Below are 13,899 nucleotides of genomic sequence, written 5' to 3' on the forward strand. Positions count from 1 at the left end.
CACGCGCCCGAGGACACGCCGTGCACGAGACCGTCGCCGACGCCATGCTCGTCGTGCCGCAGTTCGCATCGGTGTGCTGCATCGTCGGCGACCGGTACCGGCCGCGACCCGGCGTGATCGTGCCGGCCGGCGTGATGCTCGTCGCGATGCTCATGCCGGTGGTCGACGCGGGCGCCGTGTGGACGCTGTTCGCCGCGACGCTCCTGCTGCTCCTCGCGCCGCTGCCCGTGATGCGCCGTCGCCGTGCCGACGGCCGCCGTGGCGAACCGATGGACGTGCACCGCGCACTCTCCGCCGTGGTCATGGCGGGGATGCTGCTGATGGGGCACGCCACCGGCGTCACCGGCGGCCACGGCGGGCACGGCATCGCCCTGTCGGCCGTGCTCGGCGCAGGTGTGATCGGCTACTGCGCGTTCAGTGGCTGGCTGCTCCGGTCCGAGTGGGCGCGGGAGGACCGGCGTGCGGTCCGGAGCGGCGAGGTCTTCGCGATGACGGTCGCCGTCGTCGGCATGACGCTCGCGATGTAGCGCGGCGCGGTCAGTCGCGCTCGCTCGCGCGCTCGCCCCCGTGCGTGGTGCGGTCACCCGCCTGCTCCACGCGGTCCTTCGCTGCGCGGATGGTGTGCTCGGGCACCGGGGGCACGCCCCGTCGGAGGCCCCGCAGTCCGAGCACGAACAGGACCGCGGTCACGATCGCGAAGACACCGAACGTGATGCCGACGGCGGCCCAGAGCGGCAGCACCAGCGCCGACAGCGTGACGACGAACGCCGCCAGCGCGACCAGGGTCGTCAGCGCGAAGGCGACGGCGACGCCCGTCAGCACCAGCCCGGTCTTCGCGCTGCTCGCGCGTTCGCCGATCTCGCGCCGCGCCGACGCGACCTCGTCGCGGACGGCGCGGAGCACCGGCTCGAGGGCCTTCTGCACCAGCCCGGCGGTCACGGTGTCGCGGAACGACGGTCGGCCGGTCGAGGTGCGGTCGTCGTGGTCGGTGGTGCTCATCTGGGGTCTCCTGTGCGGGCGCGGCAGTCCGCGTCCCCCTGCGGGACGCGACGGACCCGATGATCCTCACGCCGGTCGGGGCGCGTTGAGTTCCTTCCCAGCCTGGGAGTGACGACCGGGAGGCCCGCCCCGCGCCGACGACGCAGGACGGGCCTCCCGGGGTGGTCTGGCCGACAGTCCCTACCCGGCGATCTCCTCGAGGTCGTCGATGCCACGGGCCGCGGCCGCCGCGCGACGCGCACGCATCGACGGCGCGATCAGGGCGGCGAGCACGGCGAGGACCGCGACACCGGCGCACGCCCAGAAGCCGATCGTGAACGCGTCGTCGGTCGGCAGCCCCTGCGGCGTGCTGTGCGAGGTGATGAGCGCCGCGATGACCGCGGTGCCGACGCTCGAGCCGATGGTGCGGACGACCGTGTTGGCGCTGATGGCCTCGCCGGTCTGGTTCGCCGGGACGCTCTCGATGATGGCGTTCGAGCAGGCGGCCAGCGCCATGCCGATGCCGATGCCGGTCAGGACGCCCGAGGCCACCACCTGCCACAGCTCGCCGTGGGCGATCGCGGGCAGCAGGAACGCGGCGACGATCGCGAACCCGCCGATCAGCATCGGGGGCTTCGGCCCGATCTTCCGGACGAGGATGCCCGCGATCGGACCGGCGATGACCATCATGACGACGGTCGGCAGCAGGAAGAGCCCGGCCTGGGTGACGTCCTTGCCGAAGCCGTAGCCGGTCGCTGCCGGGAGCTGCAGGAGCGTCGGGACCAGGACGAACGTGCCGAACATCGCGAACCCGAAGACCAGGGCGACGACGTGTGCCGTCCAGACGCCGCGGACCGCGAAGAGCCGGACGTCGATGAGCGGCTCGGCGACCCGCAGCTCGACGAGCACGAAGACCGCGAGCGCGACGGCGCCGAGGACCAGCAGTCCGACGGTCTTGGCGTCGCCCCAGCCCCAGGTCTCCCCCTCGCTGACGGCGAGCAGGATCGCGACGAGCGAGACCGCGAGGACGAACGTGCCGGCCATGTCGAGACGACCGGGCTTGCGGACCGGGGACTCCGGCATCCCGAAGATCGCCCCGAGCAGCGCGATCACGACGAGCACGGCGGGCAGCCAGAACAGCCAGTGCCACGACAGGTGCTCGACGATCGGGCCGGCGGCGACGATGCCGACACCGGCGCCGATGCCGAAGATCGCCGACAGCAGGCCGATGGTGACGCTGACCTTCTCCTTCGGGAGTTCGTCGCGGACGATGCCGATCGACAGCGGCATCACGGCGCCGGCGGCACCCTGCAGTGCGCGTCCGACGATGAGGACCCCGAGGTTCGGCGCGAGGGCCGCGAGCACGGCACCGACGAGCAGGATCGACAGCACGACGATCAGGACCTTGCGCTTGCCGATCATGTCACCGAGGCGGCCGAGGATCGGCGTGAGCACCGAGGCCGAGAGCAGGTAGGCGGTGAGCACCCAGCTCGTCGCGCTGGTGGACGCGCCGAGGTCCTGCCCGATGGTCGACAGCGCCGGGGCGACGAGCGACTGCAGGACCGCGAACGACAGGCCGCCGAGGGACAGGTAGACGATGATCGCCGTGCTGTTCGGCCGGTGTCCGGCGGTGGTGGGGTGCGAGCCCGTGCGGGGGCTCTGCAGGGTGTCGGTCATCGTGCTCCGTGTCGTCTCAGTGGGTGTCACTGTCGATGTAAACAGTTGCTGACTCGACGAGCGTACGCGGATCGAGGTCTATGTCAACACGCGCTTACATCCCTGTGCGCACCGTTAGGCTTCGGCCATGAGCAAGGACGCCGCTGCCACTCGCCTGCACCTCGTGCAGGCTGCCAGGCGCCGGTTCGCGTTCGACGGGTACCGGGCGACGACGGTACGGGACATCGCCGCCGACGCCGGGGTGAACGTCGCCCTGATCAACCGCTACTTCGGGTCGAAGGAGGGGCTGTTCCGCGCCTGCCTCGACCGGGTGGTGCGCGACCTCGGCACCGAGGAGCCCGTCGAGCAGGGGCTCGAGCGGGCGTTGGCCGGCCTCGTCACCCACGTCGTCCGGGCGCCGACCGACGACGACTCGCTCCAGCTCATGCTGCTGCTCCGGTCCTCCGGCGACGACGGCGCGGACGCGATCCGGCGCGAGACCCTCCGCCGGTACGCCGAGCGGCTCGCCGGCGCCGTCGGCGACGACCAGGTCTCCGACGAACTGCTCGTCCGGGCCGAGATCGCGCTGTCGGTCGTCCTCGGGATGACGATGCTGCGGCAGTCGACGGCGGTGGAGCCCCTCGCGTCCGCGGACGACGCCCTCGTGGCCGCAGCCCTCGAGGACGCCCTCCGCGCCCTGCTCACACCGTCGCGGTAGCGTCGAGCCGTGTCCGACCGCCCCGCTCGTCGCCCCGATCCGCACCCGCGCCTCGACGAGGTCGACGAGCGCATCCTCTGGACGCTCGCGGCGGACGCCCGGATGCCGAACAACCGGTTGGCGGCCGCGGTCGGCATCGCGCCGTCGACCTGCCTTGCCCGCGTCCGTGCGCTCGAGGACGCCGGCGTGATCCGTGGCTACCGCGCCGAGGTGGACGTCGCGCGACTGGGGTTCTCGATCGAGGCGATGGTGTCCGTCCGGGTGCACGCCGCGGCCCGTCACGAACTGCGTGACTTCGCGAAACGACTGCTGCGGGTGCCGGTCGTGCAGGACGTGTCGTTCCTGGCGGGGGACAAGGACTTCCTCGTCCACATCGCGTGCGAGTCGACCGAACAGCTGCGCGACTTCGTCGCAGACCAACTCAGTGGTGACCCGTCGGTGGCCACGACCCAGACGAACATCGTGTTCGAACGGCTCGTCGCCGATCGAGCCGCACAGGGTCGCTCGTTCGACGAGCTGCGCCGCTGGCGGGCCTGACGCGGCGCTCCTGGCTCAGCGCACTCCAATCAGCGCCGATGGGTCATCGGGACGTGGGGGATCCGGTCCTCCAGGTACTCGTCGCCGGAACGCTCGAACCCGAAGCGGGCGTACCACTGCTCCAGGTGGGCCTGGGCGCCGAGCGCGATGCTGGGTGAGCGGGACTCGGCGATTGCCGCCTCGATGAGCTGCCCGCCGAGCCCCTGCCCGCGGGCGTGCTTCGCGGTGGCCACGCGGCCGATGCGCTCGGTGCCGTCGGCCTCGCGCAGCAGGCGGAGGGTCGCGTCCACCGACCCGCTCCCCGCCCAGAACTGCACAGTGCCCGGCTCGAGGTCACGGCCGTCGATGTCCGCGTACGCGCACTCCTGCTCGACGACGAAGACGTCCTGCCGGAGCCGGAGGATCTCGTGCAGCGTGACGATGTCGAGGTTGCGGGTCGGGGCGTTGAAGATCGAGACCACGGGCGGCCTTTCCTGAGAATTTCTTCCGAAGCAGGGTGTGTTCCGGACCGGAGCGGCGTACATTGCCGGTCAACCACTCTACGTGCGCAGCCGAGATCAGGAGGTGAGCGCATGGACCACCCGTTGCGCGCACCCTGGCGCGCCGCACTCCGGACCGTCCTGCTGGGCGTCGGGACCCTCGCTGCCCTCGTGCTGCTGTCCCTGCTGTTCGGCGCCCGTCCCGCCTCGGCTGCCCCGACGTCACCGAGCCCGGGCGAGCAGTCGCAGCGTGGTCTCCTCACCAGCGTGGTGCAGGGTGTCGGCGGGACCCTCGACGGGGTGACCGGCGAGGTCGGCAAGGCCGTCGGTGGCGTCGTGGACCCGGTTCGCAAGGCTGTCGCACCGGCACCGGCACCGGCACCGGCGCCGGCGCCGGCACCCGCACCCGCACCCGCACCTGCTCCCGTTCCCGCAGCACCGGTTCCAGCAACTCCCGCTCCGGCACCCGCCGCTCCCGTCCCGGCACCCGCTGCTCCGGCACCGCCCGCTCCGGCCCCGGCGCCGTCGAGCCCTGCTCCGGCCGCGAGCGCCCCCGCTACCGCACCGACCACGACCGCCCCTGCGGCCCACGCGGCCACACGACCCGTGCGGCACGTGGTCGACGAGGTGACCAGCGCCTCCCGGCCGGTCACCGACACCGTCGGCGGCGTCCTCCGCCCCGTCACCGGCACCGTGGAGACCGTCACCGGCGCGCGCCCCGTGAGCGCCGTCGTCGACACCGTCGACCACGTCGTCGGCAGCGTCCCGGTGGTCGGCACGGTCCTCGGCGACGACACGCTCGGCACCGTCGCCGGCCCGGTCGCCGACCTGGTCGACGACACCATCGGCTCCGTCGGCACGACCGTCGGCAGCGTCCCCGACCTGGTCGAGGACGTCGTCCCGTCGGTCGGCGGCAGCCTGCCGGGAGGCACGGATCCCGTCATCGACGTCCCCCGGATCCCGGTGGGTGGCGGCACCAGCCCGGCGACCGGCCCCGTCCCGACGGCCCCCGCCGGCTCCACGCAGCCCGGGGGCACCCCGGCCCAGGGCACCCCGGCGCAGGGCACCCCGGCCGCCGCGATCCCGGCGTCCGCGGGCCCGTCGGTCGCGCTCCGCGCCGTCGACCTCCCGGCCGCGATCCGTCCGACGGAGGGGGCGGCCGTCGCCGCCCTCGGGCCGGTGGCCGCCGCCGACGCCCCCACCGTGCAGGACGCGACGCTCGGCGGCCGTGCCCTGCTCGTGCCCGGTGATCGTGACGTCGACCGCACGCCGTTCGACGGGCAGGGCGCGGGCGTCCTGGGCGGTAGCGCCTCCTCGACCACCGGCGGCGTCGCAGCCGTCGGCATCGTCGGTTCGACCGACGACATCGTCTCCCTCGCCGCGGGGTCTCGCGGCACGCTCGCCGACGACGTGCTCCCCGCATCGGTCGTCGGGGAGCACGACGTCGCCCCTGACTGAGATCGGTGCACCTGCCCAGCACGGCAGGCAACGCACACACCCCGACCGCGCTCGCGGTCGGGCCACGATCTCGAGCAAGGAGCACGACCATGAACAAGTACGTCTCGAGAGGGCTCTGGTTCGCCCTCTTCGTCGGTGGCCTCACGCTCGGAGGGACGGCTGCGGCGAACGCGGCCACGACCTCCGGCACCGACGGCACCCTTTCCGGCACCCAGGTGGTCCCGTCCGTGGACGCCCCGGTGTCCCTCAGCGACAACGCGATCGGACTGCTCGGCGACGCCGTGTCGTCGACGGTCGCTCCCGCTCCCGCTGCCCCCGCTCCGGCTCCGGCCGCTGATCCGGCTGATCCGGCTGCTCCGGCTGCTCCGGCGTCCGCTCCGAGCACCTCGGGCGCCGACGGCACGGCGTCCGGAACCCAGGTGGTCCCGGACGTGGCGGCACCGGTGACCGTCGGCGGCAACGCCGTGGCCGTCGCGGGGGACGCGGTGGCGGCCTCGGCGCCTGCGCCTGCACCTGCACCTGCTCCGGCTCCGGCCCCGACCACCTCGGGCGAGGACGGTACGGCCTCGGGTACCCAGGTCGTCCCGACCGTGACGGCACCGGTGACGGTGTCCGGCAACGGGGTGGGCGTCCTCGGTGACGGCACCTCCACCGCGACCGCTCCGGCATCGGCCCCGGCAGTGCCGGCCACCGAGACCCCGTCGGCACCGGCCAGCACCACCGGCACCGACGGGCTGCTCGCCGGCACACAGGTGACCGGCCTGGTCGACGTCCCGGTCACGATCGGTGGCAACGGGATCGGCGTCCTCGGTGACGGCACCTCGACGGGCACCGTGCCCGTCTCCGGGTCCGGCACGGGCACGGGGAGCGCACCGTCCGACGGAGCCTCGACCTCGGGCTCGGACGGCACCGCCTCGGGCACGCAGGTCGCGCCCGTGGTCTCGGTCCCCGTCACGATCGGTGGCAACGGGATCGGCGTCCTCGGTGACGGCACGAGCACCGGTTCGGCGACCCCGGTCGGCGGCACGCCGGCCACCACGACCCCGGCGGCCGGCGACACCACTTCCGGCGCGGACGGCACCGCCTCGGGTACGCAGGTGTCCCCGGTGGTCTCGGTCCCGGTCACGGTGTCGGGCAACGGCATCGGCGTCCTCGGTGACGGCGCCAGCACCAGCACCGGTTCGACGACGCCCGTCGGCACGGCCCCGACGGCCGGCGGCTCGACCTCCGGCGACGGCGGTCTGCTCTCCGGCACCCAGGTCACCCCGGTGATCAGCCTGCCGATCACCATCGGCGGCAACGGGATCGGTGTCGTCGGCGACGGCGCCAGCACCACTCCCGGAACCGGCACGGACCCGGGCACGGACCCGGGCACGAACCCCGGCACGGACCCCGGTGACGGCACGGACCCCGGCACCACTCCCGGGGACGGGACCGACGGCGGCACCACTCCCGGTGACGGGACCGACGGCGGCACCACTCCCGGGGACGGGACCGTCGGCGGCGACGACACCACACCCGGCACGGTGACCAGCCCGACGGTCGCGACCGGCGTGGTCGCGCCGACCCGGGCCTCCACGGCGGGTGTCGTGACCGCCGCGACCGCCGCCACCAGCGGGGTCCCCGCGCTCGGCTCCACGGTCGCGGCGACCGCCGTGACGGGTGCCGGCCAGCCGGAGCTCGCGTACACAGGGGCGTCCTCACCGGTGCTGCCGGCCGGGTTCGCGCTCCTGCTGCTGCTCGCCGGAGCGGGCACGCTCGTGCTCCGTCGTCGGCACTGACCCTTCGGTGGCCGAGGGGCGTCACTCCGGTGGCGCCCCTCGTCACCGTGCCCGGGGAGACGCCCGGTTACACGCGGGTGGCCCGGGGCGACGCGGCCGTCAGCGGCCTGGGGTATCGTTCCGACTACGCAAGCGCTCCGGGGTCGGTGTAATTCCGAGCCGGTGGTGACAGTCCACGAACTGATGACGGGTGCGAACCCGGCAGAGGTTGACCCGGTGGGATTCCGGGACCGACGGTGAAAGTCCGGATGGGAGGCGCGCTGGGCGGACAGGACGACCCCACGAGCCGTGGGCGCGACCCGTCCGTCGGTGCCGACGATCGTCGAACGCCCCCGGAGTCCCGTTGAGAGGACACCAGTGTTCACCGGCATCATCGAGGAACTCGGCACCGTCACCGCCGTCGAGCAGCGGGGCGACTCCGTCGCGCTCACCGTGCGCGGTCCCGTCGTGGTCCAGGACGCCCGCCACGGGGACTCGATCGCGACGAGCGGCGTCTGCCTGACCGTCGTCGAGCAGACTCCCGAGACCTTCACCGCCTTCGTCATGAAGCAGACCCTCGACATGAGCGCGCACGGTGCGCTGCGTGTGGGGGACCGCCTGAACCTGGAGCGCGCGGCCTCGGTCGGCGACCGGCTCGGCGGGCACATCGTGCAGGGCCACATCGACGGCACGGCCACCCTGCTCGAGACCGCCGACGGTGACGGCTGGCGGCGCGCGCGGTTCTCGCTCGCACCGGCGCTCAGCCCGCTCGTGGTCGACAAGGGCTCGATCGCGCTCGACGGGGTGTCCCTGACGGTCAGCGCGGTCTCGCCGGAGGACATCGACGCCGACGCCGCCTGGTTCGAGGTCAGCCTGATCCCCGAGACGCTCGAGGCCACGACGCTCCGCCTGCGCGTGCCCGGCGACCGGGTGAACGTCGAGACCGACGTCCTGGCGCGGCACGTCCGCCGGATGCTGCGGCTCGACGCCGCCGCGCAGTCGCTCGAGACCGTCGGATCGGAGGCCCGGTGATGGTCGCCGAGGTCGGTGCAGCACCGCAGGCACTCGCGTTGTCGAGCGTCGAGACGGCGATCGCGTCGGTCGCGTCCGGCCGGCCGGTGATCGTCGTCGACGACGAGGACCGCGAGAACGAGGGCGACGTCATCCTGTCCGCCGAGCTCGCGAGCCCGGAATGGATCGCGTGGACCGTGGCGCACTCGTCCGGGTTCATCTGCGCCCCGGTCAGCACGGAGATCGCCGATGCCCTCGACCTGCCGCCGATGGTCCAGCACAACGAGGACGTCCGCGGGACGGCGTACACGGTCACCGTCGACGCCGCCGTCGGCGTGACCACGGGCATCAGCGCCCACGACCGCGCCCGCACGCTGCGGGTCCTCGCCGACCCGAACTCGGTGCGCGACGACCTGCACCGCCCCGGACACGTGGTGCCCCTCCGTGCCCGACCGGGTGGGGTCCGCGAGCGTGCCGGACACACCGAAGCAGCGATCGAGCTCGTCACCGCGGCCGGACTCCGGCCCGCGGCGGCGATCTGCGAGATCGTCGATGAGGACGGCAGCATGATGCGCTTGCCGGCGCTCGTCGCACTCGGGGCGCGCGAGGGCGTGCCCGTCATCACCATCGCCGCGCTCGCCGAGTGGCTGGACGCGGCAGACCGGGCGGCGGCAGCGACTGTCGCGCCCACGGAAGGAACCACACGATGAGCGGAGCAGGCGCGGCGGACCGCGACCAGGTCGACGGCACCGGGATCCGGGTGGCCATCATCGCCGGACAGTGGCACGACACGATCGCGGCGGGGCTCCTCGCCGGGGCGCAGCGCGAGGTGGAGCGCCTCGGGGCCACGGCCGACGTCATCCCCGTGCCCGGGAGCTTCGAGCTGCCCGTCGTCGCGAAGACCGCGCTGCAGGCAGGGTTCGACGCAGCGGTCGCTCTCGGTGTCATCATCCGCGGCGGCACCCCGCACTTCGAGTACGTGTCGGACGCCGCGACGAGCGGGCTCACCCGGGTCGCCATCGAGACTGGCAAGCCCGTCGGGTTCGGCGTGCTCACCCTGGACGACGAGCAGCAGGGCCTGGACCGAGCCGGGTTGCCCGACTCCAAGGAGGACAAGGGCGCCGAGGCCGCACACGCGGCGATCAGCACTGCGGTGACGCTCCGGACCCTGCGCGTCCTGGCCTGAGTGCAACGCAGAACGGCCCCGCTCCTCTCGACGAGGTGCGGGGCCGTTCTGCTGCGCGGACTGGCCAGCGGCTGTGCTTGCTGGCTAGCGCTTGCCGAACACGTGGATCGGCAGGAAGAAGGAGAGGCTCATCAGGAGCACGCCGCCCATGAAGACGAAGGCCTGGCCCGACTCGACCTGGAAGGCGAACCCGAACAGGTACATCGACACCACCAGCAGCAGGATCGAGAAAACAGCGGCGATGACGCGGCCCACGGGATACCTCCGGGTGTCGACGAATGGATCGTTGCCCAGTCTATCCCCAGCAGCGGGTGCGCCGGTTCACGCTCCGGGTCGGGTCGCGATCAAGCGGTCGACGACGCCGAGCAGCGCCTCCATGTCGACACTGCCGCGGTTGGGCCGGACGTCGCTCGCGGCCCCGAGGGAGGCCTGGTGGTACAGCCCGTCGCCGAGGAGCTTGACGGCCTGCGCGGTCGGCTCGTCCCCGAGCGTGTCGACCAGTGTGGCGAGCCAGGCGTTTTCGGTGTCGTCGAGGGTGCGGCCGGCCTCTTCGTAGCCGGCCTGCTGCAGGCGGCTCGCGGCGAGGAGCGCGAGGTCGAGCTCGCTGCCGACGAACAGGCAGTTGCGGACGAAGTACCGGGCGGCGCCGTCCTCGGCCTCGGCCATGCGCTCGACGTCGATCGCGGACAGGTCCGACAGGCGTTCGCACAGCCCCTCGACCAGGGCCGCCTTGGAGCCGAAGTGGTACAGCAGCCCACCCTTGGAGACACCGGCACGAGCGGCGACGGCGTCGAGTGTGGCAGGACGCTCGCCGTCTGCGCACACGATGGCGACGAAGCTGTCGAGGACACGGTCGCGGGCACTGGCCATGCGGAGAGTCTAGGAGCAGTTCCGGCAGGCTCGGACGCCTGACTGTCTGCGTCGGCCGTGAACGCTCACGATTCACCCGGCGTCCGTTGCTGATGCCGCTCGGTACCGCTAGCGTCGACTCGACCGTGAAGGTTCACGAGACGACAAGGATCCGCATGTCAGCGCAGACGGTGAACACCGCCACCACCCCGACCTCCACCGCGAGCGACCACCCCGGGTGGGCCGTCCTCGGGCCGGGCGGCATCGCCCGGCGCTTCCTCTCCCAGCTGCCCGCGAGCCGTGGTGCCCTCGTCGCTGCCGGTAGCTCGTCGTCCGAGCGGGCGCAGGCCTTCGCGGACGAAGCCGCCGAGTTCGGGTTCACCGACGTCACCGCCGGGACCTACGACGAGGTGCTCGCCGACCCACGCGTCGACGCCGTCTACGTGTCGACCGTGCACACCGGTCACGCCCGGCTCGTGCTCGCCGCGCTCGAGGCGGGCAAGGCCGTCCTGTGCGAGAAGCCGCTCGCCGTGAACCACGGCACGGCGATGGCACTGACCGACGCCGCACGACAGGCCGGCCTGCCGCTGGTCGAGGCGTTCATGTACCGCTTCCACCCGCAGACCGCGGCGCTGCTCGACCTGGTCCGCGACGGTGTCATCGGCGACGTCACCCACATCGACGCCTCCTTCGCCTTCCGCACGGGGGAGCGCACGGGTCGCCTGTTCGACGTCGCCACCGCCGGTGGCGGGATCCTCGACGTCGGCGGGTACCCGGTGACGATGGCCGCCGCGATCGTGCAGGCCGCGACCGGTGCAGCCGTCGCCGAGCCCGTCGACCTCACCGCCACCGGCACGCTCGGGCCGACCGGGGTCGACGAGTGGACGGTCGCGCAGCTCACGTACAAGAACGGTACCACGGCGTCGGTCCGGACCGGGGTCCTCGTGCAGGACGACAACGCCGTGTCGGTGTACGGCACCCGGGGCCGCATCGTGCTCACCGACCCGTGGACCCTCGGTGACGACCCCACGATCGAGATCCGCACCGTCGACGAGGCGCCGCGCACGCTGTCCTTCGCCGGCGAGCACCCCTACGCCCGCGAGGCCGACGCCACCACGGACGCCCTGCGCGCCGGTTCGGTCGAGGCCCCGCAGATGACCATCGACGAGACCCTCGCGACCGCGCGCACGCTCGACAGGTGGCGCGCGGCGATCGGCCTGCGCTACCCCTTCGAGGCCGAGACCGCGGACATCCCGACGGTGAGCGGCCGGCCACTCCGCGTCGCCGACGGCAACCCGATGCGGTACGGCCAGATCCCGGGGGTCGGCAAGAAGTTGTCCCGCCTCGTGATGGGCGTCGACAACCAGCCGGACCTGGCGCACGCCAGCGCGATCTTCGACCTGTTCGTGGAGCAGGGCGGCAACGTGTTCGACACCGGCTACATCTACGGCGGCGGCGTGCTCGAGGGTCGTCTCGGCAAGTGGATCCAGAACCGGGGGATCCGACAGGACGTGGTCGTCATCACGAAGGGCGCCCACACCCCGCACTGCGACCCGGAGTCGCTGACGAAGCAGCTGCTCGAGAGCCTCGAGCGCCAGGGCACCGACTACGCGGACATCTACATGATGCACCGCGACAACCCGGACATCCCGGTGGGTGAGTTCGTCGACGTGCTCGACGAACACCGTCGCGCCGGGCGCATCCGGGTGTACGGCGGGTCGAACTGGACGCCGGCGCGCTTCGACGAGGCGAACGCGTACGCGCGGGCCAACGGCAAGCACGGGTTCGAGGTGCTCAGCAACCACTTCGGCCTGGCCGAGGCGTACGACGTGCCGTGGGCCGGCTGCGAGCACGCCACTGATCCGGCGTCGAAGGCCTGGCTCGAGGAACGCCAGATCCCACTGCTGCCGTGGTCGTCCCAGGCGAGGGGGTTCTTCACCGGACGCGCGACGCCGGAGGACACCAGTGACGCCGAACTGGTTCGCTGCTACTACTCGGACGAGAACTTCGAGCGGCTCCGTCGTGCTCGGGAGCTCGGCGAGCAGTTCGGCGTCCCCGCCACCGCGATCGCCCTGGCGTACGTGCTCAACCAGCCGTTCCCGACGTTCCCGCTCTTCGGACCCCGTACGATCGCGGAAGCCCGTTCCTCGATGACGGGCCTCTCCGTCGACCTCACCCCGGAACAGGTGGCATGGCTGGACCTCCGCGCGTGACCCCGGGCGGCCGCGCGACGATCATCGACGTCGCCGCGGCCGCCGGGGTGTCCCGGCAGACCGTCACCCGCGCGATGAACGGCATGCCCGGCATCAGCGCTGCGACGAAGGAGCGCGTGCTCGCCACGGCGGCCGCGCTCGACTACCGGCCCTCCCGGTTCGGCCGCGGGCTGGTCACGGGCGGCGACCACCAGCTCGGGCTCGTCGTCAACGACCTGCGGAACCCGTACGCCCCGGCGCTCGCCTCGGCGGTGCTCGGCTTGGCTGCGGCACGCGGGTGGAACGTCATGCTCGCCGACGTCGGGCTGGCCGGCGACTCCGACCGGATGGTGGAGTCCCTCGGCGCGCAGACCGACGTCGTCATCGGGTACCTCGGCTCCCGCGCCCCGGAGTGGATCGAACGGCTCGGTCCGGTGCCGGTCGTCGAACTCGACCCCTCCGGTGCGGTGGCCCGTGCTGCGGTCCGGATCGACCCCGTCGCGGCGATCGACGACCTCGCCGACCACCTGGTCGCCGTCGGCGTGAAGCACCCGGTGGTGCTCGACGCGTCGGCCGACGGTGTGCCGAGCCAGCGGGGGACCCGCATGGTCGACGCGCTCCGCCGTCGTGGCTACCTGCCTGACCTCGTGATCGCCTCGGCACCCACGGCCGAGGCCGGTGCCGAGCAGACCGAACGGATCCTCACCGAGCACCGCCGGGTGGACGCGGTCCTGGCCTTCAACGACGTGCTGGCGCTCGGCGTGCTGTCGGCCTGCCGTCGTGCCGGGGTGGACGTCCCCGGTGACGTCCGCGTGGTGGGGGTCGACGGACTCCCGCTCGGGACGCTCGTCGCGCCGACGCTCACCACGCTCGCCGTGGACCTGGACGAGGTCGCCCGGCTGGCCCTCGACCTGGCGCTCGGCATGCTCGCGGGCGAGCTGCCGCGCTCCGGCGCGGCCGTCGAGCGCACGGTGCGACACCGGTTGCTGCTCCGCGAATCGGCGTAGGCCCGACAACGCGACCAGTGGAACGTCGGGAGGCCCGTGGCGAGACCGCCACGGGCCTCCCGACCGTC

At 73.0% G+C, this 13,899-nt stretch carries 15 protein-coding genes and 1 riboswitch; of the genes, 10 read left to right on the plus strand and 5 right to left on the minus strand.

Translation table 11 applies throughout. From position 1 onward, the window contains the following. The first annotated feature begins 20 nt into the window (after window positions 1-20). Window positions 21-527 carry a hypothetical protein gene (locus ITJ56_RS02715; RefSeq protein WP_194627335.1) on the plus strand — a complete coding sequence of 169 codons (507 nt, stop codon included), beginning with the start codon at window positions 21-23 and terminating at the stop codon, window positions 525-527. A gap of 10 nt (window positions 528-537) precedes the next feature. Here ITJ56_RS02715 and ITJ56_RS02720 read toward each other — a convergent pair whose 3' ends face one another. Continuing rightward, complete coding sequence (locus ITJ56_RS02720) at window positions 538-999, minus strand: phage holin family protein (protein WP_194627337.1); 462 nt, start codon at window positions 997-999, stop codon at window positions 538-540. 180 nt (window positions 1,000-1,179) lie between these two features. Continuing rightward, window positions 1,180-2,655 carry an MFS transporter gene (locus ITJ56_RS02725; protein ID WP_194627339.1) on the minus strand — a complete coding sequence of 492 codons (1,476 nt, stop codon included), beginning with the start codon at window positions 2,653-2,655 and terminating at the stop codon, window positions 1,180-1,182. A gap of 127 nt (window positions 2,656-2,782) precedes the next feature. Between ITJ56_RS02725 and ITJ56_RS18660 the strand changes: the two genes are divergently transcribed. Beyond that, window positions 2,783-3,352, plus strand: coding sequence for a TetR/AcrR family transcriptional regulator (locus ITJ56_RS18660; RefSeq protein WP_194627340.1), 570 nt, complete (start codon window positions 2,783-2,785; stop codon window positions 3,350-3,352). Between the two features lie 9 nt (window positions 3,353-3,361). Then, window positions 3,362-3,889 (plus strand): Lrp/AsnC family transcriptional regulator, encoded by a 528-nt coding sequence (locus ITJ56_RS18820; protein WP_194627342.1) that lies wholly within the window; start codon window positions 3,362-3,364, stop codon window positions 3,887-3,889. Between the two features lie 29 nt (window positions 3,890-3,918). On the opposite strand, the gene ITJ56_RS02740 is transcribed toward ITJ56_RS18820, so the two are convergent. Then, window positions 3,919-4,350 carry a GNAT family N-acetyltransferase gene (locus tag ITJ56_RS02740; protein WP_194627344.1) on the minus strand — a complete coding sequence of 144 codons (432 nt, stop codon included), beginning with the start codon at window positions 4,348-4,350 and terminating at the stop codon, window positions 3,919-3,921. A 111-nt stretch (window positions 4,351-4,461) separates the two neighbouring features. Between ITJ56_RS02740 and ITJ56_RS18670 the strand changes: the two genes are divergently transcribed. The 5 genes from ITJ56_RS18670 to ribH all read left to right on the plus strand — a co-directional run bounded on the left by ITJ56_RS18670 (window position 4,462) and on the right by ribH (window position 9,783). Then, a complete protein-coding gene (locus ITJ56_RS18670; RefSeq protein WP_267239010.1) occupies window positions 4,462-5,826 on the plus strand; it encodes a hypothetical protein in 1,365 nt (454 codons plus the stop codon). 89 nt (window positions 5,827-5,915) lie between these two features. Continuing rightward, window positions 5,916-7,607 (plus strand): beta strand repeat-containing protein, encoded by a 1,692-nt coding sequence (locus ITJ56_RS02750; RefSeq protein WP_194627346.1) that lies wholly within the window; start codon window positions 5,916-5,918, stop codon window positions 7,605-7,607. A 129-nt stretch (window positions 7,608-7,736) separates the two neighbouring features. Further along, window positions 7,737-7,871, plus strand: a riboswitch (FMN riboswitch). 93 nt (window positions 7,872-7,964) lie between these two features. Then, window positions 7,965-8,618, plus strand: a complete 654-nt coding sequence (locus tag ITJ56_RS02755; protein WP_194627348.1) for a riboflavin synthase — start codon at window positions 7,965-7,967, stop codon at window positions 8,616-8,618. Next, complete coding sequence (ribB, locus tag ITJ56_RS02760) at window positions 8,618-9,307, plus strand: 3,4-dihydroxy-2-butanone-4-phosphate synthase (protein WP_194627491.1); 690 nt, start codon at window positions 8,618-8,620, stop codon at window positions 9,305-9,307. Before ITJ56_RS02755 ends, ribB begins: the two co-directional genes overlap by 1 nt. After that, window positions 9,304-9,783 (plus strand): 6,7-dimethyl-8-ribityllumazine synthase, encoded by a 480-nt coding sequence (ribH, locus tag ITJ56_RS02765; protein WP_194627350.1) that lies wholly within the window; start codon window positions 9,304-9,306, stop codon window positions 9,781-9,783. Before ribB ends, ribH begins: the two co-directional genes overlap by 4 nt. An 84-nt stretch (window positions 9,784-9,867) precedes the next feature. On the opposite strand, the gene ITJ56_RS02770 is transcribed toward ribH, so the two are convergent. Further along, window positions 9,868-10,038, minus strand: coding sequence for a hypothetical protein (locus tag ITJ56_RS02770; RefSeq protein ID WP_194627352.1), 171 nt, complete (start codon window positions 10,036-10,038; stop codon window positions 9,868-9,870). 66 nt (window positions 10,039-10,104) lie between these two features. Then, window positions 10,105-10,653 (minus strand): TetR family transcriptional regulator, encoded by a 549-nt coding sequence (locus ITJ56_RS02775; RefSeq protein ID WP_194627354.1) that lies wholly within the window; start codon window positions 10,651-10,653, stop codon window positions 10,105-10,107. 155 nt (window positions 10,654-10,808) lie between these two features. Here ITJ56_RS02775 and ITJ56_RS02780 point away from each other — a divergent pair, with 155 nt between their 5' ends. Both ITJ56_RS02780 and ITJ56_RS02785 read left to right on the plus strand, forming a co-directional pair. Further along, on the plus strand, window positions 10,809-12,845 hold the full coding sequence (locus ITJ56_RS02780) for an aldo/keto reductase (RefSeq protein ID WP_194627355.1): 2,037 nt from the start codon (window positions 10,809-10,811) through the stop codon (window positions 12,843-12,845). Further along, window positions 12,824-13,831, plus strand: coding sequence for a LacI family DNA-binding transcriptional regulator (locus ITJ56_RS02785; RefSeq protein WP_194627357.1), 1,008 nt, complete (start codon window positions 12,824-12,826; stop codon window positions 13,829-13,831). The genes ITJ56_RS02780 and ITJ56_RS02785 overlap by 22 nt, the downstream gene beginning before the upstream one ends. Window positions 13,832-13,899: the final 68 nt, after the last annotated feature.

It is taken from the genome of Curtobacterium sp. VKM Ac-1376 (assembly GCF_015351025.1).
GTDB lineage: Bacteria > Actinomycetota > Actinomycetes > Actinomycetales > Microbacteriaceae > Curtobacterium.